The organism is Caulobacter radicis (assembly GCF_003094615.1).
In the GTDB taxonomy this organism is placed as follows: Bacteria; Pseudomonadota; Alphaproteobacteria; order Caulobacterales; family Caulobacteraceae; genus Caulobacter; species Caulobacter radicis.
In genome coordinates this window covers 62,798-81,254 of the sequence record NZ_QDKO01000041.1, presented here as the reverse complement: position 1 = coordinate 81,254, position 18,457 = coordinate 62,798, and the positions used below count along the sequence as shown (strand labels likewise).

The 18,457-nt window shown below is 68.4% G+C and carries 23 protein-coding genes and 2 pseudogenes; 7 read left to right on the top strand and 18 right to left on the bottom strand.

Annotated elements, in window-relative coordinates:
- The 10 genes from DDF62_RS21970 to trmD all read right to left on the bottom strand — a co-directional run.
- The coding region (locus DDF62_RS21970; RefSeq protein WP_116491082.1) for a methyl-accepting chemotaxis protein at nt 1-1,857 on the bottom strand (1,857 nt) is incomplete at its 3' end.
- Between the two features lie 102 nt (nt 1,858-1,959).
- Nucleotides 1,960-3,012 (bottom strand): 3-isopropylmalate dehydrogenase, encoded by a 1,053-nt coding sequence (gene leuB / locus DDF62_RS21965; RefSeq protein ID WP_116491081.1) that lies wholly within the window; start codon nt 3,010-3,012, stop codon nt 1,960-1,962.
- Nucleotide 3,013: 1 nt separating this feature from the next.
- A complete protein-coding gene (locus DDF62_RS21960) occupies nt 3,014-3,316 on the bottom strand; it encodes a putative quinol monooxygenase (RefSeq protein ID WP_116491080.1) in 303 nt (100 codons plus the stop codon).
- A 137-nt stretch (nt 3,317-3,453) separates the two neighbouring features.
- Entirely contained in the window at nt 3,454-4,062 is a 609-nt protein-coding gene (gene leuD, locus DDF62_RS21955; RefSeq protein WP_116491079.1) for a 3-isopropylmalate dehydratase small subunit, read from the bottom strand.
- 14 nt (nt 4,063-4,076) lie between these two features.
- A complete protein-coding gene (locus DDF62_RS21950; RefSeq protein ID WP_116491078.1) occupies nt 4,077-4,985 on the bottom strand; it encodes a hypothetical protein in 909 nt (302 codons plus the stop codon).
- On the bottom strand, nt 4,982-5,884 hold the full coding sequence (locus tag DDF62_RS21945; RefSeq protein ID WP_133244966.1) for a hypothetical protein: 903 nt from the start codon (nt 5,882-5,884) through the stop codon (nt 4,982-4,984). The genes DDF62_RS21950 and DDF62_RS21945 overlap by 4 nt, the downstream gene beginning before the upstream one ends.
- Nucleotides 5,885-5,894: 10 nt before the next feature.
- Nucleotides 5,895-7,328 (bottom strand): 3-isopropylmalate dehydratase large subunit, encoded by a 1,434-nt coding sequence (gene leuC, locus DDF62_RS21940; protein WP_116491076.1) that lies wholly within the window; start codon nt 7,326-7,328, stop codon nt 5,895-5,897.
- Nucleotides 7,329-7,758: 430 nt separating this feature from the next.
- Complete coding sequence (locus DDF62_RS21935; RefSeq protein WP_116491075.1) at nt 7,759-8,223, bottom strand: hypothetical protein; 465 nt, start codon at nt 8,221-8,223, stop codon at nt 7,759-7,761.
- 125 nt (nt 8,224-8,348) lie between these two features.
- Nucleotides 8,349-8,732, bottom strand: a complete 384-nt coding sequence (gene rplS / locus DDF62_RS21930; RefSeq protein WP_109100148.1) for a 50S ribosomal protein L19 — start codon at nt 8,730-8,732, stop codon at nt 8,349-8,351.
- Between the two features lie 2 nt (nt 8,733-8,734).
- Nucleotides 8,735-9,472 carry a tRNA (guanosine(37)-N1)-methyltransferase TrmD gene (gene trmD, locus DDF62_RS21925; protein ID WP_116491074.1) on the bottom strand — a complete coding sequence of 246 codons (738 nt, stop codon included), beginning with the start codon at nt 9,470-9,472 and terminating at the stop codon, nt 8,735-8,737.
- A gap of 294 nt (nt 9,473-9,766) precedes the next feature.
- Here trmD and rlmN point away from each other — a divergent pair, with 294 nt between their 5' ends.
- Nucleotides 9,767-10,972, top strand: a complete 1,206-nt coding sequence (gene rlmN / locus DDF62_RS21920; RefSeq protein ID WP_116491073.1) for a dual-specificity RNA methyltransferase RlmN — start codon at nt 9,767-9,769, stop codon at nt 10,970-10,972.
- 116 nt (nt 10,973-11,088) lie between these two features.
- Here the strand turns inward: rlmN and DDF62_RS26790 are convergent.
- Nucleotides 11,089-11,211 (bottom strand): annotated as a pseudogene (locus DDF62_RS26790) (hypothetical protein); the annotation flags it as partial.
- A gap of 151 nt (nt 11,212-11,362) precedes the next feature.
- On the opposite strand from DDF62_RS26790, the gene DDF62_RS21915 reads away from it, so the two are divergent.
- Complete coding sequence (locus DDF62_RS21915; protein ID WP_116491072.1) at nt 11,363-11,788, top strand: DUF350 domain-containing protein; 426 nt, start codon at nt 11,363-11,365, stop codon at nt 11,786-11,788.
- A 28-nt stretch (nt 11,789-11,816) separates the two neighbouring features.
- Nucleotides 11,817-12,659: a S1 family peptidase gene (locus DDF62_RS21910; RefSeq protein WP_116491071.1), complete on the top strand. Its 843-nt coding sequence runs from the start codon at nt 11,817-11,819 to the stop codon at nt 12,657-12,659.
- On the opposite strand, the gene DDF62_RS21905 is transcribed toward DDF62_RS21910, so the two are convergent.
- Nucleotides 12,656-12,940, bottom strand: a complete 285-nt coding sequence (locus DDF62_RS21905) for a hypothetical protein (RefSeq protein ID WP_133244965.1) — start codon at nt 12,938-12,940, stop codon at nt 12,656-12,658. The genes DDF62_RS21910 and DDF62_RS21905 overlap by 4 nt on opposite strands.
- A 24-nt stretch (nt 12,941-12,964) precedes the next feature.
- Between DDF62_RS21905 and DDF62_RS25750 the strand changes: the two genes are divergently transcribed.
- A complete protein-coding gene (locus DDF62_RS25750; RefSeq protein WP_165832333.1) occupies nt 12,965-13,123 on the top strand; it encodes a hypothetical protein in 159 nt (52 codons plus the stop codon).
- Between the two features lie 88 nt (nt 13,124-13,211).
- Here DDF62_RS25750 and hemF read toward each other — a convergent pair whose 3' ends face one another.
- Complete coding sequence (gene hemF, locus DDF62_RS21900) at nt 13,212-14,096, bottom strand: oxygen-dependent coproporphyrinogen oxidase (protein WP_116491069.1); 885 nt, start codon at nt 14,094-14,096, stop codon at nt 13,212-13,214.
- Nucleotides 14,097-14,328: 232 nt separating this feature from the next.
- Here hemF and DDF62_RS21895 point away from each other — a divergent pair.
- Nucleotides 14,329-14,669, top strand: a pseudogene (locus tag DDF62_RS21895) (endonuclease domain-containing protein).
- Nucleotides 14,670-14,802: 133 nt separating this feature from the next.
- Here the strand turns inward: DDF62_RS21895 and DDF62_RS21890 are convergent.
- Nucleotides 14,803-15,744, bottom strand: a complete 942-nt coding sequence (locus DDF62_RS21890) for an electron transfer flavoprotein subunit alpha/FixB family protein (RefSeq protein ID WP_116491068.1) — start codon at nt 15,742-15,744, stop codon at nt 14,803-14,805.
- Nucleotides 15,744-16,490, bottom strand: coding sequence for an electron transfer flavoprotein subunit beta/FixA family protein (locus tag DDF62_RS21885; protein ID WP_116491067.1), 747 nt, complete (start codon nt 16,488-16,490; stop codon nt 15,744-15,746). The genes DDF62_RS21890 and DDF62_RS21885 overlap by 1 nt, the downstream gene beginning before the upstream one ends.
- A 245-nt stretch (nt 16,491-16,735) precedes the next feature.
- Here DDF62_RS21885 and DDF62_RS21880 point away from each other — a divergent pair, with 245 nt between their 5' ends.
- Nucleotides 16,736-17,002: a hypothetical protein gene (locus DDF62_RS21880; RefSeq protein ID WP_116491066.1), complete on the top strand. Its 267-nt coding sequence runs from the start codon at nt 16,736-16,738 to the stop codon at nt 17,000-17,002.
- Nucleotides 17,003-17,020: 18 nt separating this feature from the next.
- Here DDF62_RS21880 and DDF62_RS25745 read toward each other — a convergent pair whose 3' ends face one another.
- Genes DDF62_RS25745 through DDF62_RS21870 form a run of 3 tightly spaced genes read right to left on the bottom strand, consistent with a single transcriptional unit; the run spans nt 17,021 to nt 17,818 of the window.
- On the bottom strand, nt 17,021-17,182 hold the full coding sequence (locus DDF62_RS25745; protein WP_165832332.1) for a hypothetical protein: 162 nt from the start codon (nt 17,180-17,182) through the stop codon (nt 17,021-17,023).
- Nucleotides 17,183-17,213: 31 nt separating this feature from the next.
- On the bottom strand, nt 17,214-17,552 hold the full coding sequence (locus DDF62_RS21875) for a DUF6481 family protein (RefSeq protein ID WP_116491065.1): 339 nt from the start codon (nt 17,550-17,552) through the stop codon (nt 17,214-17,216).
- Nucleotides 17,553-17,608: 56 nt separating this feature from the next.
- Entirely contained in the window at nt 17,609-17,818 is a 210-nt protein-coding gene (locus tag DDF62_RS21870) for a cold-shock protein (protein ID WP_058348571.1), read from the bottom strand.
- Between the two features lie 300 nt (nt 17,819-18,118).
- Between DDF62_RS21870 and DDF62_RS21865 the strand changes: the two genes are divergently transcribed.
- A complete protein-coding gene (locus DDF62_RS21865) occupies nt 18,119-18,388 on the top strand; it encodes a hypothetical protein (protein ID WP_116491064.1) in 270 nt (89 codons plus the stop codon).
- Nucleotides 18,389-18,457: the final 69 nt, after the last annotated feature.

Sequence of the window (18,457 nt, the reverse complement as noted above, 5' to 3'; positions counted from 1 at the left end):
GGCCTGGGCGGCGCGGGCGGGGCTGGCGGCCGGGCGCGAGGCCGGGGTGGCGGCCCGGGGCGCCGAGGCGGCCATGGCGGCGCCGGCGACCTTGAAGCGGCCGACCTGCACGGCCAGCTCGCCCGCTTCGCCCTTCAGCGAATGGGTGGCGGCGGTTGCTTCCTCGACCATGGCGGCGTTCTGCTGGACGACCTGGTCCATCTGGTTCACCGCGACATTGACCTGGTGCAGGCCGGTGGACTGCTCCTGGGCGCTGGCGGCGATCTCGCCGACCAGGGCGTCGATGCTGGCCACCTGGTCGACGATGGCGCGCAGGGCCTCGCCGGTCTGGCCGACCAGGGAGACGCCGGCCTCGACCTGCTGGGTCGAGGTCGAGATCAGGCCCTTGATCTCCTTGGCCGCTTCGGCCGAGCGCTGGGCGAGAGCCCGCACTTCTTGCGCGACGACCGCGAAGCCCTTGCCGGCGTCGCCGGCCCGGGCGGCTTCGACGCCGGCGTTGAGGGCCAGGAGGTTGGTCTGGAAGGCGATCTCGTCGATCACGCCGATGATGTTGCCGATCTGGCCCGAGGACTGCTCGATGCTGGCCATGGCGCCGACCGCCTGGTCGACGATGCGGCCCGAGCGCTCGGCGCCGGTGCGGGCGCCGGCCACGAGGCTCGAGACCTCCTTGGCGCCCGAGGCGGTCTTGCGGACCGTGGCGGTGATCTGGTCGAGGGCCGCGGCGGTCTCTTCCAGGCTGGCGGCCTGCTGCTCGGTGCGACGCGACAGGTCGTCGGAGGCCTGGGCGATCTCTTCCGAACCGGCGCGGATGCCGCCGGCGGCGCCGTTGATGCCGCGCATGGCCTCTTCCAGGCGGGCGGCGGCGGCGTTGAAGTCGGTCTTCAGCTGCTCGGCGTCGGGGGCGAAGGCGGCGGTGATGCGGAAGGTCAGGTCGCCGTTCGACAGGTGGCCGAGGGCCTCGGCCAGGGCCGACACGGCGACGGCGTCTTCCTGGGCCTTGCGGGCCTTGTCGGCCTCGACGCGGGCGCGCTCGGCCTCGGTCAGGCGGCGCTGCTCGACGGCCTCGTCTTCCAGGCGCAGCTTGTGGATGGCGGCGTCCTTGAAGCTCAGCACGGCCTGGGCCATCTGGCCGACCTCGTCCTTGCGGCCGACGGCGGGGACCTCGATGGTGTTGTCGCCCGAGGCCAGGCGGCGCATGGCGGCGGTCATGGCGGCGACCGAGGCGCCGATGGTGCCCGACAGCATCCAGCCCATCAGGCCGGCGATGACCAGGGCGGCGACGCCGCCGATCACCAGCGACAGGATGGCCATGTCCATGGCCTGCTTCATTTCCTTGGCGCGCAGGGCGACGCGCTCGCTGGCGGCGGCCGTCAGCTCGTCCTGGATGGCGCGGATGTCGTTGAGGCTCTTGCGGCCCATCAGCTCGCCGGCGGCGATGCGGCCCATGACCGGGTCGTTGGCCATGGCGGCCTGGGCCGGCTCGGCGATGGTCTTGCGCCACTCGCCCATCGCGCCGCGCAGGCGCTGGATGCGGGCCTTCTGTTCGGGAACCGTGGTCTTGCCCTCGAAGGCGTCGAGGGCCTTGTCGAACTGGTCGACGCTTTCCGTGTAGGTCTTGGCGAAGTCGGCGTCGCCGAGCAGGGCGTAGGCGCGCAGGGCGTTCTGCTGCTCGAGCACCAGGGTCATCATCACCTCGGCCTCGGTGGCCAGGGAGAGACTGCGCTGGTTGGAGACCGAGGCTTCCTCGATGCGCTGCAGGCTGGTGAACACCACCGCCGAGGACACCACGAAGGCGATGATCAGGGCGCTGAACGCGATCCCCAGCTTCGCCGATATCTTCAGGTCGTTGAAACGCATTTCGCCCAGGTCCCGACTTATCATTTGATGAGTGCAGGAACTGGGCGAAAAAACTTAAGCAGAAATTGTAAAACGCCGAAATAACGGCGCTATTCTACTTATTCAGATGCGACACAATACCGCATCACCCATCTGAACAGTAGACAGTTCACCTCCCAGATCACGGGTGCGCGCACCCGAATCGAGGGCGCCCTTGACCGCGGCCAGCAGGCGATCGGCGGCTTCGACTTCCTTCAGAGACCAGCGCAGGGCCATCTCGAACGACAGGATGGCGGCCAGCGGATTGGCGAGGCCCTTGCCGGCGATGTCGGGGGCCGAGCCGTGGATCGGCTCGTAAAGGCCCGGCTTGTTGGGATCGCCGATGGCGGCCGAGGGCAGCATGCCCAGCGAGCCGGTCAGCATGGCCGCCGCGTCCGACAGGATGTCGCCGAACAGGTTGTCGGTGACGATGACGTCGAACTGCTTGGGGGCGCGCACCAGCTGCATGGCGCAGTTGTCGGCCAGGATGTGCTCCAGCTCGACGTCCGGATACTCGCGAGCGTGCAGGTCGGTGATCACCTGCTTCCACAGCAGGCCCGATTCCATGACGTTCGACTTCTCGGCCGAGTGGACCTTGTTCTTGCGGCCGCGGGCCAGCTCGAAGGCCACGCGCCCGGCGCGCTCGATCTCGCTGGTGGTGTAGAGGGCGGTGTCGTAGCCCTTCTTCTGGCCGTCGGGCAGCACGTCGATGCCGCGCGGCTCGCCGAAATAGACGCCGCCGACCAGCTCGCGCACGAACATGATGTCCAGGCCCGAGACCAGCTCGGTCTTCAGGCTGGAGGCGCCGGCCAGGGCCTCGAAGCAGTAGGCCGGGCGCAGGTTGGCGTAGACGTTCATCGCCTTGCGCAGGTTCAGCAGGCCGGCTTCCGGGCGCAGGTGGCGCGGGGCGTCCGCCCACTTGGGACCGCCGACGGCGCCCATCAGCACCGCGTCGCTGGCCAGGGCGCGATCACGGACCTCGTCGGTCAGCGGCGTGCCGTGGGCGTCGTAGCTGGCGCCGCCGTAGATGGCTTCCTCGACCACCAGGCTGGGCACGAGGGCGGCCGCCACGCGGCGCACCTCCGCGCAGACTTCCGGACCGATGCCGTCGCCGGGGAGCAGGAGAAGCGTAGCCATTTCAGATCTCGCGATAGGCGGAAACGTCGAAGGAGGACATGCGGCGCTCGTATACGCCAAGCTCTGCGCAGGCCGCGCGCCACGCGGCCATATGCGGCGAAGCGCGGTGGAAGGCCAAGGCCGCTTCGTCGGTGAAGTGCTCGAAAACCCGGATCAGCCCCGGCTCGAGCGTATCCTCGGTGAGCGCGTAGTCCAGGCAGCCCGGCTCGCCGCGCGTCCCGGCCATCTGGGCGGCCAGGTGCGGACGTAGGTCGTCGAGGCGCTCGGGCGCGATGCGGATGGAACCGGCGAGGATCAGGGTCATATGGAGTTCTCCCCCTTCCCCCTCGATGGGGGAAGGGTCGGGGATGGGGGTGGAAGCCTGTCAGGATGTAGCGCGAACCGAGCCGCCGCAGTCACCCCCACCCCGGCCCTCCCCCATCAAGGGGGAGGGAGCGCGCCTCAGTTTTCCAGCCAGGGCTGGCCGATGGCGCGCTTGCTTTCGAAGACGTCGATGTCGGTGGCGTGCTGCAGGGTCTCGCCGATGGCGTCCAGGCCTTTGAGCATCTTGGCCTTGCGCACCGGATCGATCTGGAAGCTGAAGGTCTTGCCCGAGGGCGAGACCACCGTCTGGGCTTCCAGGTCGACGCTGACCATGTGGTTGCCGCCCTTGGCCTCGTCCATCAGGACGGCGACCTCGTCGGCCGCCAGCACCACGGGCAAGAGGCCGTTGTTGAAGCAGTTGTTGTTGAAGATGTCGGCGAAGCTGGTCGAGATCACGCACATGATCCCGAAGTCCATCAGGGCCCAGGGGGCGTGCTCGCGCGAGGAGCCGCAGCCGAAATTGTCGCCGGCGATCAGCACCGACGAGCCCTTGTATTCGGGGCGGTTGAGCACGAAGTCGGCGATCTCGTTCCCGGCCGGATCGAAGCGGAAGTCGAAGAACAGGCCCTTGCCCAGGCCCTCGCGCTCGACGGTCTTGAGGAACTGCTTGGGAATGATCTGGTCGGTGTCGATATTGGCCAGCGACAGCGGCGCCGCGCGGCCGTCGAGACGGGTGAAGGCTTGCATCTTCGCGCCTCTCCTCAGTTTTTCAGGATCTGGGTGATGACCCAGCGATCGGTACGGGTGGTGGGTTCGTGGGGCGCCGGCGGCGTCGTCACGGTCTTATGCTCGCACTCGGCCCGGGTCGGCAAACCCGTCTTCAGGCCGATCTCGTAGAGGCAGGTCTCGGAGCTCTCGACCTTCACCTTGACCTCTTCGGGCGTGGTGAGCGTCGGGCCGAGCCTCTCCTTGACGACGTCCTGGACCTGGGCCAGCAGCGCGTCCATGGCCTTGGCGTCGAACGTCTGGACCCGGCGCAGCACGGCCACGCCGCGCGCCTCGTCCACGCGCTCCAGCGTCAGCACGACGGGGATCTTGACGTCCTGGCCCGACGCGGACGGAAACACCTCCTGGCTGGTCACCGGCGCGCCGCCGACGAACACGGCGTTGATCGGCGCGGCCAGCTCCATCTCGGCTTCCAGAAAGCCGTGGGCGGCGTCCTCCGGCGGCATCTTCGACAGCGCCGACGTCGCCATGGCCACGTACTGGCGGTCCATGTCGCTACGGACAGCGCCCTTCAGGGCCGCGCGCATGTCGCTGACGAACCGGGACCACTCCTCGATGCGCAGCGGCTTGAGGTCGCGGTCGGCGGCATAGACCAGGCGCGGCGGCGCGTCCGTCACCGCCTGAAGCCGTGAGGTCCCGTCCGGCGGCCTGCGCTCGAGCAAGGTCCGCGTGACGCGGTAGCCCTCGCCCTGGCGCTCGATGAGGCTCTCGTAGCGCGCCGACGACGAGGTCTGGTCGTAGCCCTGCCCGCCGTCGTTCTCGAGCATGATGCGCGGCTCCTGGCTCGACTGCTCGACGGTCACCTCCACCCGCGCCGACGGGGGCAGGTTCAGCGGCGCCGAGAAGGTCGAGGCCAGCATCGCCAGGGCGACGACCGCGCTCATGACCCGTCTCCGGGCGTCAGCGTCTGGACGATGGACCAGCGCTCGGTGACGGCGATGACCTCGTACCAGGGAAAATCGGTTTCGCGCGTGGTGCGCTCGCACTCGGCCTTGGTCGCAAGGCCGGTCTTCAGGTCGACCTCGTAGCGGCAGACCATCGTGTCCTCGAACTGCAGGGCCGCACGCTCCTCGGGCTTGAGCGCCTCGGCCAGGTTGATCTCCCAGACCAGCCCATCGATGGCCGCCTGCGTCGACGCCGGGTCGGCCTCGCGCCGATAGTTCAGCACGGCGACGCCGCGCGCCTCGTCGACGCGCTCCAGGGAAAGCACGGTCCGGCCGGCGACCGCATGGCCGCCGAAGGCGAACGCCGCCGGCTCCTGGGTCTCGATCGCCTCGCCATCCTCGAACACGGCTCCGACCGGCGCGGCCAGGCGCAGTTCGCCCGCGAGGACGACATGGACGGCGTCGGCGGCCGAGGTCTGCGCCCACAGCGTCATCGGCGCGACCAGCACGTCGTCCCGCAGCCCCGCGGCCTTGCCGGCCTGCGCCAGCTGGGCGGTGATCGCCGAGGAGACGCCGCCCTGCCAGTTCTCGACGCTCTTGGGCGTGAGGTTACGGTCGGCGACGTAGCTCAGGTCGCAGGCGGACGCCGCGTCCATCGCGACGCGAACGCCGCTGGGCGCCGCATCGGTGGAAACTTCGCGGAACGCCAGCGTCCTGCGCGAGACCCGGTAGCCGTCGTCCCGCGCCCTGATGAGGTTCTCGTGGCGCGCCTGGAATCCATTGCGCTGCGTCGGCCGTCCCCGCTCGCGCCGCTCGCGGACGAAGTCGGTCGTCGTCTCCACCCGCGCCTGACGGGGCAGGACGAGCGGCAGAGCCAGCGAGGATCCCGTCAACGCCATTGGCCGGCGATCACGACAGCAGGGTTCGCACGTCGACCAGGTGACCGGCGATCGCCGCCGCCGCCGCCATGGCGGGCGAGACGAGGTGCGTGCGGCCGCCGCGGCCCTGGCGGCCCTCGAAGTTGCGGTTGCTGGTCGAGGCGCAGCGCTCGCCCGGCTCCAGGCGGTCGGGGTTCATCCCCAGGCACATCGAGCAGCCCGGCTCGCGCCAGTCGAAGCCGGCGGCCTTGAAGATGGCGTCCAGGCCTTCGGACTCGGCCTGTTCCTTGACGAGGCCCGAGCCCGGCACGACCATCGCCTTGACGTGCGGCGCCACCATGCGGCCGTGCAGGAAGGCTTCCTGCACCACGGCGGCGGCGGCGCGCATGTCCTCGATGCGGCTGTTGGTGCACGAGCCGATGAAGACGCGGTCGATCTTGGCTTCCGAGATCGGCTGGCCGGCGGTCAGGCCCATATAGTCCAGGGCCCGGTGAGCGGCGGCGCGCTTGTCGGCGGTGGCGAAGCTTTCCGGCTCGGGGACGTTGCCGGTGATCGGCACGACGTCCTCGGGGGAGGTGCCCCAGGTGACCATCGGCACGAGCGCGGCCCCGTCGATGACGACGGTGCGGTCGAAGACGGCGCCGTCGTCCGAGAAGAAGGTCTTCCAGTGGCTGACGGCCATGTCCCAGGCCGCGCCCTTCGGCGCGGCGGGCTTGCCCTGGACATAGGCGAAGGTGGTTTCGTCCGGCGCGACCAGGCCGGCCTTGGCGCCGCCCTCGATGGTCAGGTTGCAGAGGGTCATGCGGCCCTCCATCGTCAGGCCGCGCACGGCCTCGCCGGCGTATTCGATGACGTAGCCGGTGCCGCCGGCCGTGCCGATCTCGCCGATCACCGCCAGGGCGATGTCCTTGGCGGTCACGCCCGGACCCAGCTGGCCGTCGACGCGGACCAGCATGTTCTTGGCCTTCTTCTGGCGCAGGGTCTGGGTGGCCAGCACGTGCTCGACTTCCGAGGTGCCGATGCCGTGGGCCAGGGCCCCGAAGGCGCCGTGGGTCGAGGTGTGGCTGTCGCCGCAGACAATGGTCATGCCCGGCTGGGTGCGGCCCTGCTCGGGACCCACCACGTGGACGATGCCGTTGCGGATGTCGCCCATCGGGAAATACTCGATCCCGTTGTCGGCGACGTTGCGACCCAGCGTCTGGAGCTGGAGGCGCGCCTCCTCGTCCGCCACGGCGTCGACGCCGGCGGCCTGGTTCTCGGTCGGCACGTTGTGATCGGCCACGGCGAGCGTGCGGTCGGGCCGGCGCACGGGGCGACGCGCGGCGCGAAGGCCGGCGAAGGCCTGCGGCGTCGTCACCTCGTGGATCAGGTGCAGGTCGATGTAGAGGATGGCCTCGCCGTCGGTTTCGTTGACGACGTGGGCGTCCCAGATCTTGTCGTAGAGGGTCTTTGTTGCGCGGGTCATAGCGATCCGCATCTAGGCCCGATGGGCGGGCGCGTAAAGCGATGAAACGCCGAAAATCCGCTGTGTGACCGCCACGCAGCGATCGATCCTGCCCCGAGGGGACGCGGAAACAACGTCCAGGCGCACATTTCTTGCCCCGAAGCCTGTCCTGAAGGCGGGAACGCGACCGTCGCCTTGGTCCCCATCCCGGCAGGACGAGGACCATTGAACGCAACCTCTAACGACTAAGGGCGCGCCGGTCGTAGTGACCTGTCGGCGCGCCCTGGCATCGTTTGTACACTCCAGGGGCCGATGGCTCCGCCTGAAGAGGGCCGTCCACTAGAAAGGAGACGGTCTGGAAGCCCGCCGTGTCTGAACAGCGAGGGTGAAATCATCATGCCACAGAACGACGATCCGTCAAGATGCGTGCTTATGCACAAAGCTTGGCCGTTCAGCGGGCGGTGGCCTTGCCATCCTCCTCGCGGACGCGCTTGAGCAGGCCCTCCCAGGTTCCCTTGGGCGCGGGCCGCATGCTGAGCAGGATCTGGTCGCCCCGGCCGTCGCAGTTCCAGTCGGCGATCACCAGACCGGTCTTGGGCACGTAGAAGGCGCCGGCGTCGACGATGTGGTCGCCGTCGCGGTCGACATAAAGCCGGCCGCCCACCTTGTAGAAGGTCATGCCGTGGATCGCCCGGACGAGGTTCATGTTCGAGCGGCGGATCCAGGCGCCGTCGTAACCGCCGGCGAAGAAGATGCGGATCTCGTTGAGGTCGACCTCCATCCCGCGCCGGCCGTTGGGCGCCAGGAGCTCGGGCTCGTCCCTGGTCTTGGGCAGGTCGGGAAGCGTCACCGGCGCCCCGGCCGTGGCCAGAACAGCGACCGCCAGCAGGCCGGCCCCCTTCGTCATGCGCCGCATGGTCCCCTCCCCCGAAGCTCAGCCCAGGATTGCACGCGACCCTGGCGAGGAGGCAACCGCAAAAGCAAAAGGCCCCGGCGTTTCCGCCGGGGCCTTCGAACACTTCGCCGTAGCGAGCGAGCTGCTTATTCGGCGTCCTTGCGGACGTTGACGCGCTCGGCGATACGGGCCGACTTACCGCGACGGTCGCGCAGGTAGTACAGCTTGGCGCGACGGACGACGCCGCGACGCTTGACTTCGATGCTTTCGATGCTCGGCGAGAGCAGCGGGAACAGACGCTCCACGCCTTCGCCGAACGAGATCTTGCGGACCGTGAAGCTCTCGTGGACGCCCGTGCCCTGGCGGGCGATGCAGACGCCTTCGTAGGCCTGAACGCGCTCGCGCTCGCCTTCCTTGATCTTCACGTTGACGCGCAGGGTGTCGCCGGGACGGAATTCCGGGATCGCGCGGACGGCCAGCAGACGGGCCGATTCTTCTTGCTCGAGCTGAGCGATGATGTTGATCGCCATGATCATTTCTCCTTGGGCTTACCCGTTTTCGGGCCGCCTTTTGCCTGTTGATTGGCGAGATGCGCTTCCCAGAGATCTGGACGCCGCTCGCGGGTCGTTTCTTCACGCATACTGCGCCGCCACTGGTCGACCTTCTTGTGGTCGCCCGACAGCAGCACCTCGGGGATGTCGAGCCCTTCGAACGTCCGCGGTCTCGTGTACTGCGGATGCTCGAGGAGACCGTCCTCGAAGCTTTCTTCCAGCGTGCTCTCGATGTTCCCCAGCACACCCGGGGCCAGTCGAACGCACGCCTCGATCACCACCATCGCCGCCGCCTCGCCACCGGCGAGAACCGCGTCTCCGACGGAGACCTCCTCGAACCCGCGGGCGTCGAGCACCCGCTGGTCCACCCCCTCGAAGCGGCCGCACAGCACCACGATACCGGGCGCCTTGGACCATTCACGAACGCGCGCCTGGGTCAGGGGCCTGCCCCGGGCGCTCATGTACAAAAGCGGCCGCCCGCCGATGTCCACGCTGTCGAGCGCAGAGGCGATGACGTCCGCTTTGAGTACGGCTCCCGCGCCGCCACCCGCGGGGGTGTCGTCGAGGAAGCCGCGCTTATCCTTGGAAAAGGCGCGAATGTCCAGTGTTTCCAATCGCCACAGGTCGACCTCCTTCCAGGCGGTCCCGATCATCGAGACGCCGAGCGGGCCGGGAAAGGCCTCGGGGAACATGGTCATGACGGTGGCGGTGAACGGCATGGGCGCGGTTTAGCGGGAGATGGGGGGATTGGCGAGGCCAGCGCTCAAGATCCTCCCCCTGTGGGGGAGGTGGCCCGGAGGGCCGGAGGGGGGCTGTTTTCAGCTTTCGAGGCAGTGGCCGATTTCGCAGCCACTCCCCCCTCCGTCCGCTTCGCGGACACCTCCCCCACGGGGGGAGGATCTCCATGGAGCGGGCTCGCCGGGCGCGACCAACCGCCTTTTTGGAAAACCGGCCCACATCTGCTATATCCCCGCCTCGACCCCGCACATTCCTCGAATTTCCCGGACCGCCCCTTGAGCGTCACCCTCGACCTGTCCCGCGTTGCGCCCGCTGAAAAGGCCGACGCGGCCAAGCCGCCCGTCAACCTGTCGGGCCTGACCCGCCCGCAGCTGATCGCCGCCCTGACCGAGAGCGGCGTGGTCGAGCACGGCAAGGCCAAGATGCGCGCCACCCAGGTGTTCCGCTGGATCCACCACCGCGGCGTGACCGACTTCGCCCAGATGAGCGACGTGGCCAAGGAAACCCGCGCGCGGCTGGCCGAGACCTTCACCATCTCCCGCCCCGAGGTGGTCGAGCGCCAGGTCTCCAAGGACGGCACCCGCAAGTGGCTGATCCGCATGGCCCCGGGCATCGAGGTCGAGACGGTCTACATTCCGTCGGTGGGTCGTGTGGGCGCCCTGTGCGTCTCCAGCCAGGTCGGCTGCACGCTGAACTGCAGCTTCTGCCACACCGGCACCCAGCCGCTGGTGCGCAACCTGACGACGGCCGAGATCGTCGCCCAGGTGCAGATCGCCAAGGACGACCTGGCCGAATGGCCGTCGGACAAGGAAGACCGCCTGCTGAGCAACATCGTGTTCATGGGCATGGGCGAGCCGCTCTACAATCTGGGCCAGGTGTCGGACGCCATCGAGATCATCAGCGACAACGAGGGCATCGGCATCTCGCGTCGCCGGATCACGGTGTCGACCTCGGGCGTCGTGCCGATGCTGGAGAAGCTGGGCAATACGACCCAGGCCATGCTGGCCATCAGCCTGCACGCCACCAACGACGACCTGCGCGACGTGCTGGTGCCGCTGAACAAGAAGTACCCGATCGCCCAGCTGATGGAGGGCATCCGCGCCTATCCGGGCCTGTCCAACGCCCGCCGGGTGACCTTCGAGTACGTGATGCTGAAGGGCGTCAACGACAGCCCCGACGAGGCCCGCGCGCTGGTCAAGCTGATCAAGGGCATCCCCGCCAAGATCAACCTGATCCCGTTCAACCCCTGGCCGGGCAGCCAGTACGAGTGCTCGGACTGGGGCGCGATCGAGACCTTCGCCGCGATCCTCAACAAGGCCGGCTACTCCTCGCCGATCCGCACCCCGCGCGGCCGCGACATTCTCGCCGCCTGCGGCCAGCTGAAGAGCGAAAGCGAGAAGGTCCGCGCCAGCGCCCTGCGCAAGCTGTCGATGGCGGCCATGGCCGGCATGCTGGAAGACGACGCCGACGACGCGGCTTAATTTCCCTCTCTCATGGAGAGAGGGAGGGGCCCATGGCGAAGCCATGGGAGGGTGAGAGGGTACGCCCTCTCCCATTAGAACACCCTACCCTCGTCATCCCGGAAAGCCCGCAGGGCTTATCCGGGACCTAGGGGACCGGGCTGGGCGGTCAGGTTCGCTGTTGCAAGCGCTACGTCGGCCGCCCCTGGGTTCCGGGTCTCTGCTGCGCTCCACCCGGGATGACGGCCTGAACAGGCCGACGGTGAAACCTCTCACCCTCCCACCGCTGCGCGGCGGGCCCCTCCCTCTCTCAAAGAGAGAGGGTTCGACGCTCGCCACGCGAGCCCCCTACGCAAGTCTCGCCAACCCGTGTTAGAGCTTGCCCCTCTAGTCCCAGGGGGTCGCGTAAACATGCCTCAGATCCAGTCGCCCGAGATCCAGGCCTTCGCCAACGGCCTGCTGACGACCCTGACCCATGTGGGCGTGACCATGGCCATGCTGGTCGCCGGGGCGGCGATCTACATCCTCCTGACCCCGCATCGCGAGATCAAGCTGATCCGCGAGGGCAACGCGGCGGCGGCGCTGTCGCTGGGCGGGGTGCTGACGGGCCTGGCCATTCCGCTGGCCGCCTCGCTGGCGGCCTCGACCTCGGTGATCGAGATCCTGCTGTGGGGCGTGGCCACCCTGGCGCTGCAGCTGCTGGTCTTCCGCCTGACCGACATGATGCTCAAGGGCCTGCCCGAGCGGATCAACGAGGGCGAGGTCTCGGCCGCCGCCCTGCTGGTCGGCGCAAAGCTGGCCACCGCCATCATCATCGCCTCCGGCGTGGCGGGCTGAGGGCAAAGGAACGGGCGGAGCGGGGCGCGTGCATTTCCCCAAGCTTCCAGACTGGCTGGTCTACGGCGCCGTGGTCGCCGCCCTGCTGGTGGTCGCCGTCGGCCGCGAGGAGCGCGCCGACGCGCCTCCGCCGCCGCCGCCGGTGCCCGGCGAGGAAGGCGTGCCGCTGGGCCCGGCCTCGCCCTTCGACCCGTCGATCGTGGTGCAGGTGCCCGACAAGCAGGAGCCGGCCTCGGGCACGGCCTTCTCGGTGGGGCAGAACGGCGTCTGGCTGACCGCTCGCCACGTGGTCGACGGCTGCAAGCAAGCCGCCATCCTGGTCGCCGACGGACGCGGCGTGGCCGCCCGGGTGACCATCGACCCGCGCTTCGACGCGGCCATACTGACCACCGAGGGCGGCGCCCCGGCCATGCCGGTCAACCTGGCCGATCCGCGCAAGGGCATGCGGGCCTTCCACCCCGGCTATCCCCAGGGCCACGCCGGCGAGGTGGCCTCGCGCCTGATCGGCCGCGAGAACCTGGTGATCCACGGACGCGGGGCCCGCACCGAACCCGTCCTGGTCTGGGCCGAGGTCGGCCGCACCGACAACCTGAAGGGCACGCTTGCGGGCCTTTCCGGCGCCCCCGCCCTGGACAGCGCCGGCCGGGTGATCGGCGTGACGGTGGCGGAGTCGCCGCGTCGCGGCCGCATCTACACCACCGCGCCCGAAAGCCTGCGCACCCTGATCGCCCGCACGCCCCGCCGTGGCGGCGACGCCAACGTCCCCGAGTTCGCCCCGGGCGAGGCGATCACCACCGACAACTACGGCCGCATCGCCGACGGCCTGCGCCGCGACCTGCGCGTGGCCCAGGTGGTGTGCCTGGCGGTTTAGGGAGCCTCGCAGCGCAGGGTCGTGCCCGTGAACGAGCCGCGCGGCACGCGCAGCCTGCGCTCGACGAGCCAGGCCGGGGAGCCGCCACGGAGATTGCGCTGGAACCGCGCCGAGCAGCTCAGCCGGTCGGCGACCGTCTCGCCGCGCAGCTCTACCGGCCCGCCGTCGCGGATCAGCGTGAACTGGCACGTGCGACGGCCCACGGGCTGGTCGCACTTGAAGTCGGCGACGTGCAGCCGGCTGCGGTCGCCGCCGGCCGCCCGATACCACTCGACCTCCACGGATCGGCTGCGAAGCCTCTCGTGATGGCCGATCTCGGCGAGGACGCTCTCATGAAACAGCTCGACCTCGCGCGGCGCGACGAAGGCTGTGGACAGGGCGAGGGCGAGCAGGAGAGCCATGCGGTCAAGCTAAGGCTGAAAAGCCAGGCGGCGCAACCTTGGGATAACGACGTTCGCGAATAGGGCGATCGACAGACCTCTGCGCCTGGCCCCGCCCCCTCCACCACTTCGTGGTCCCCCTCCCCCGTTTCACGGGGGAGGAGCTATCGCCTCAAGGCCACTTCACCTCGGGGGGCATGGAGCTGAGGATCGACTCGGTGTTGCCGCCGGTCTTGAGGCCGAACATCGTGCCGCGGTCGTAGAGCAGGTTGAACTCGACGTAGCGGCCGCGCTGGATCAGCTGCTGTTCGCGCTCGTCGGCGCTCCAGGCCTCGTTCATGCGGCGGCGCACCAGGGTCGGATAGATCTCGAGGAAGGCCCGGCCGACGTCTTGCGTAAACTCGAAGTCCTTGGACCAGTCGCCGCTGTCGTGATGGTCGTAGAAGATGCCGCCGACGCCGCGCGGCTCGTTGCGGTGGGGCAGGAAGAAGTATTCGTCGCACCAGGCCTTGTACTTGGCGTACCAGTCAGGATCGTGCTTGTCGCAGGCCCGCTTGTAGGCGGCGTGGAAGTCGATCGCGTCGGGGAAGTCCTGGCTGCGCTGGTAGCCCAGAAGCGGCGTCAGGTCGCCGCCGCCGCCGAACCAGCCCTTGGTGGTGGCGATGAAGCGGGTGTTCATGTGCACGGCCGGCACGCGCGGATTGGTCATGTGCGCGATCAGGCTGATGCCGGTGGCGAAGAAGCGCGGATCCTCGGCGGCGCCCGGCATGGTCTTGGCCATTTCCGGCGGGAAGGTCCCGAACACGGTGGAGACGTGCACCCCGACCTTCTCGAACAGGCGCCCGCGCATCATGCCCATCACCCCGCCGCCGCCGGCCGGCCGGTCCCAGGGCTTCAGCTCGAAGCGGCCTGGCTGGTCGCCGTAGAGTTCGGCCGGCGCCTCGTCCTCCAGGGTCTCGAAGGCGGCGCAGATCTGGTCGCGCAGGCTCTCGAACCAGGCCCGGGCGCGGGCCTTCTGGGCGTCGAGATCGGAAAGGGTGTCGGCTTGTTGCGTCATGGGATCGGCTTAAGCCCAAGCCCGATAACAGGCAAATCCGGGCGGCCGCATAAGGGGTTTTGCGGAAGATATAGATCAAAAACGGGAGCTGGCTCCTCCAGGGAATCCCTCTCTCTTAGAGAGAGGGAGGGGCCCGCCGCGCAGCGGTGGGAGGGTGAGTGGTTTCGCCCTCACAGAAAAATCCCGATGCCTTTGATTGAAAAGGCAGGAGCGAAGCGCCCAGGCTTTGCTGATGGACAGGACCGCCTACGCCCGCCGCCTTCGCCAGAAACAGACCCTGGCGGAAAGACGCTTTGGGCCCTTGTCCGCAACCGCCGCCTCTCGGGCTTCAAGTTCATGCGGCAGATCGCGATCGACCGCTGTTTCGCGGACTTCGTCTGCGAGGCGGGCAAGCTGGTCGTGGAGCTCGACGGCGCGGCTCATTACGGTCGCGAGGACTATGACGACCAGCGCACCGAAACGCTGGAGCAGCTTGGATACGTGGTGTTGAGGTTTCGCAACGAGCGGGTGCTGGCCGATCCCGGCGGGACCGCCGACGAGATCCTGTCCGCGCTCCGGTCGGCCAGGTCGTAACCACTCACCCTCCCACGCCTTGCGGCGCGGGCCCCTCCCTCTCTCTAAGAGAGAGGGATTGCGCCTGGCGCCTGAAAAGCAAAAAGGCCCGGGATTGCTCCCGGGCCTTCCGTTCTCGACGACGCGAGAAGCCTTACTTGCCGGCGGCGGTGAGCGCGCTCATCAGGTCCGGCACGGCCGACTTGTAGTCGGCGACCAGGCCGTAGTCGGCGACCTGGAAGATCGGCGCGTCGGCGTCCTTGTTGATCGCGACGATCACCTTGGAGTCCTTCATGCCGGCCAGGTGCTGGATGGCGCCCGAGATGCCCACGGCGATGTAGAGCTGCGGGGCGACGACCTTGCCGGTCTGGCCGACCTGGTAGTCGTTCGGGGCGTAGCCGGCGTCGACGGCCGCGCGGCTGGCGCCGACGGCGGCGCCCAGCTTGTCGGCCAGGGGCTCGATGACCGCCTGGAACTCTTCGGCCGAGCCCATGGCGCGGCCGCCCGAGACGACGATCTTGGCCGCGGCCAGTTCCGGACGGTCGGACTTGACCATCTCTTCGCTGACGAAGCGGGTCTTGGCCGCGTCGGCGCCCGAGACGGCTTCGACGGCGGCCGAGCCGCCCTCGCCGGCCGCCGCGAAGGCGGTCGGACGCACGGTGATCACCTTCTTGGCGTCGGACGACTGGACGGTCTCCAGCGCGTTGCCGGCGTAGATCGGACGCACGAAGGTGTCGGCCGAGACCACCTCGACGATGTCGCTGATCGGGGCGACGTCGAGCTTGGCGGCGATGCGCGGGGCGAAGTTCTTGCCGCCGGCGGTGGCCGGGACGAGGATCGCGTCGTAGCCCCCCGCGAGCGCCAGGGCCGCGTCGGCCTGGGCTTCGGCGACGCCGTGACCCAGGGCGTCGCTCTCGGCGACCAGAACCTTGCGGACGCCGGCGATCTTGGCGGCGGCGTCAGCCACGGCCGAGACGCCCTTGCCCAGCACCAGCACGTCGACGTCGCCCGACAGCTTCAGGGCGGCGGTGACGGTCTTGTGGGTGCCGTCGCGCAGGTGCGCGTTGTCGTTGTCGGCGATGACGAGAACGGCCATTACAGCACCCCCGCGGTGGTCAGCTTGGAGACGAGGTCGGCGGCGGATTCGACCTTGATGCCGGCCGAGCGCTTCGGCGGCTCGGTGACCTTGACGACGGTCAGGCGCGGAGCGACGTCGACGCCGTAGTCGGCGACGGTCTTCTGCGCGATTTCCTTCTTCTTGGCCTTCATGATGTTGGGAAGGCTGGCGTAGCGCGGCTCGTTGAGGCGCAGGTCGGCGGTGATCACGGCCGGCAGGTCGACGTCGAGGGTCTGAAGACCGCCGTCGACTTCACGGGTGACCTTGGCGGCCGAACCATTGATCTCGATCGCCGAGGCGTAGGTCGCCTGCGGCCAGTCGAGCAGGGCCGACAGCATCTGGCCCACGGCGTTGTTGTCGCCGTCGATGGCCTGCTTGCCCATCAGGACGAGGCCGGGCTGCTCCTCGGCCACCACGGCCTTGAGCAGCTTGGCCACGGCCAGCGGCTCGAGGTCGGCGTCGCTGGTGATCAGGATGCCTCGGTCGCCGCCCATGGCCAGCGCCGTGCGGATGGTTTCCTGGGCTTGAGCCGGGCCGATCGAGACGATGACGACTTCGGTCGCAGCGCCCTTTTCCTTGAGGCGCACGGCCTCTTCGACCGCGATCTCGCAGAACGGGTTCATCGACATCTTGACGTTCGCCAGGTCGACGCCCGTCTGGTCGGCTTTCACCCGAGCCTTCACGTTGTAATCGATAACCCGTTTGACCGGGACCAGAACCTTCATCGGTCTACGCCGCCTCCTGGCTGCTTCTCTTTCGAGGTTTCCCCTGCTTGGACAATCGACTTAGCGCGTCCTCCCAGGTTTGCAAGTTTCCCCTGACGTAAGCGTAATGCGCTTTTTCAAGGATCATTCAAACAACTGTACGACACCTTTCGCGGGCCGTCTGCGCCCTCGCGCGCTCCTTCCGCGAAATGGCGCCCACGAAATGGGGCTAGCCACATAGCGCGGCCGGTGCTTAAGACGCCGCCATGAACCGCGCCATCAACCGCCTGAAGATCATCTTCATCGGAATCTTTCTCGCCAGCATCGTCGGCGTGTTCGGCTACCACTATCTGTGGGTCTGGCCGAAGGCCAAGTGCGAGGCGCGCGGCGGCGCCTGGGCCGGCAAGTGGCTCAAGTGCGCCACGGTCTATCCGATCGAGACCCTGACCGGCCGCCCCTCGGGCCTGCCGGCGATCAACACCGACACCTCCAAGATGGAAGGCCCGTCGGTCCGGAACCCGGAAAAGAAGTAACCGGGTTCCGAAATCGTCTCAGTTGGAGGGCTCGTCGTCGGCGCGCTGCGCGCCCTCGCCAGCTTCCGCGCGCTTGGCGGCGCGCTCGGCGGCCTTCTCGGCGGCTTTTTCCGCGGCCTTGGCCGCCTTCAGGCGCTCGCGTTCCTGGCGTTCGAAATTGTAGTTCGGCTTGCGGGCCATTGGCGGTTCCCCTGAACAGAAGGTCCGCGCGTCAGGCCCGGGCCTTGCGCGCGGCGTAGCGGGCGTCGCGCTTCGCCTTGGCTTCAGCGTTGGTGAGCGCCTTGCGTTCCTTACGCGCCCCACGCTTTGCTGCAAGTGCTTCTTCGATCAGGGCCTCCTGGCGACCGATGTTCCCGGCACGGACGAGGGCCCGCGCGGCCGAGCGTTCCTTGCGGACGGCGGCGAGTTCGGCCGCGCGCAAGGCGGCGCGATCTTCGAACTGGGGATCGGTGACGGCCGCTTTCGGCTTGAACTTGGCCAGCAGGGCCGCCTTGGCCCGGGCGGCGGTCTGGAGACGCTCGGCGTGGCCGACGTTTTGCGGTGAGCTCATCGAGATCCTTTCGAGAACGCCCGCGGGAGGATCCCGCGGGCGAGACGGCGTATGGATCAGGCGGCCTGGAGCTGGCCGGCCGACATCTTGCCGCTGCGCTGGTCGCGCTCCAGCTCGAAAGCGACCTTCTGGCCTTCGTTCAGCGAGCCGAGCGCCGAACGCTCGACGGCCGAGATGTGGACGAACACGTCCGCGCCGCCGTCGTCGGGCTGGATGAAGCCGAAGCCCTTGGTGGAGTTGAACCACTTCACGGTGCCGGTGGTCATGGGAGATATCCTTGCAAACAGGAGCAGCCGCACGGCCAAGATGGTCCGCACGATCAAATTGTCGGTGAGGTTTTGGATGGACTCGGGCGCTCGATCCTAAGAACAAGCGTGGAGAGCGGCCGAACCGTGTCGATATTCGATGGGTTCATAATGCCCGCCTGTGGATAACAACACAAGCGATTTCATTTCTTCAGCGATGAGCCGGATGTCGCGGCGGCCTGTTTTTCTTTTTCACATCCGCCCTCGCCGGATCTTTTTCTGGCGATGGGAGCGAAAGGCCAAGCTAGGCGTTATCGTCTCATGCGTAAAAGTTCAGCCGTTCCGCGTACGGGCCAAGGCGCCCTGACCATCGCCCGCCAGAGCCAGGAGATCGCCTTCTCGCTGCTGGTCTCCAGCGGCCCGGCGGGCCGCCGCTCCGGCAAGGGCAGCCTGACCGGCGAGCCCGAGGCCATGCGCCAGGCCTTCCGCGCCGGCGACGCCCGCCTGACCCTCGACGACGGGACCGAGCACCTGATCGCCATCGTCGCCCACACCGAGGGTGACGCGACGGCCTATTTCGAGCTGCGCTGACACTCACCACCCCATCCACCGTCATCCCGGAAAGCGCGCAGCGCTTGTCCGGGATCCAGGGGACTGGGC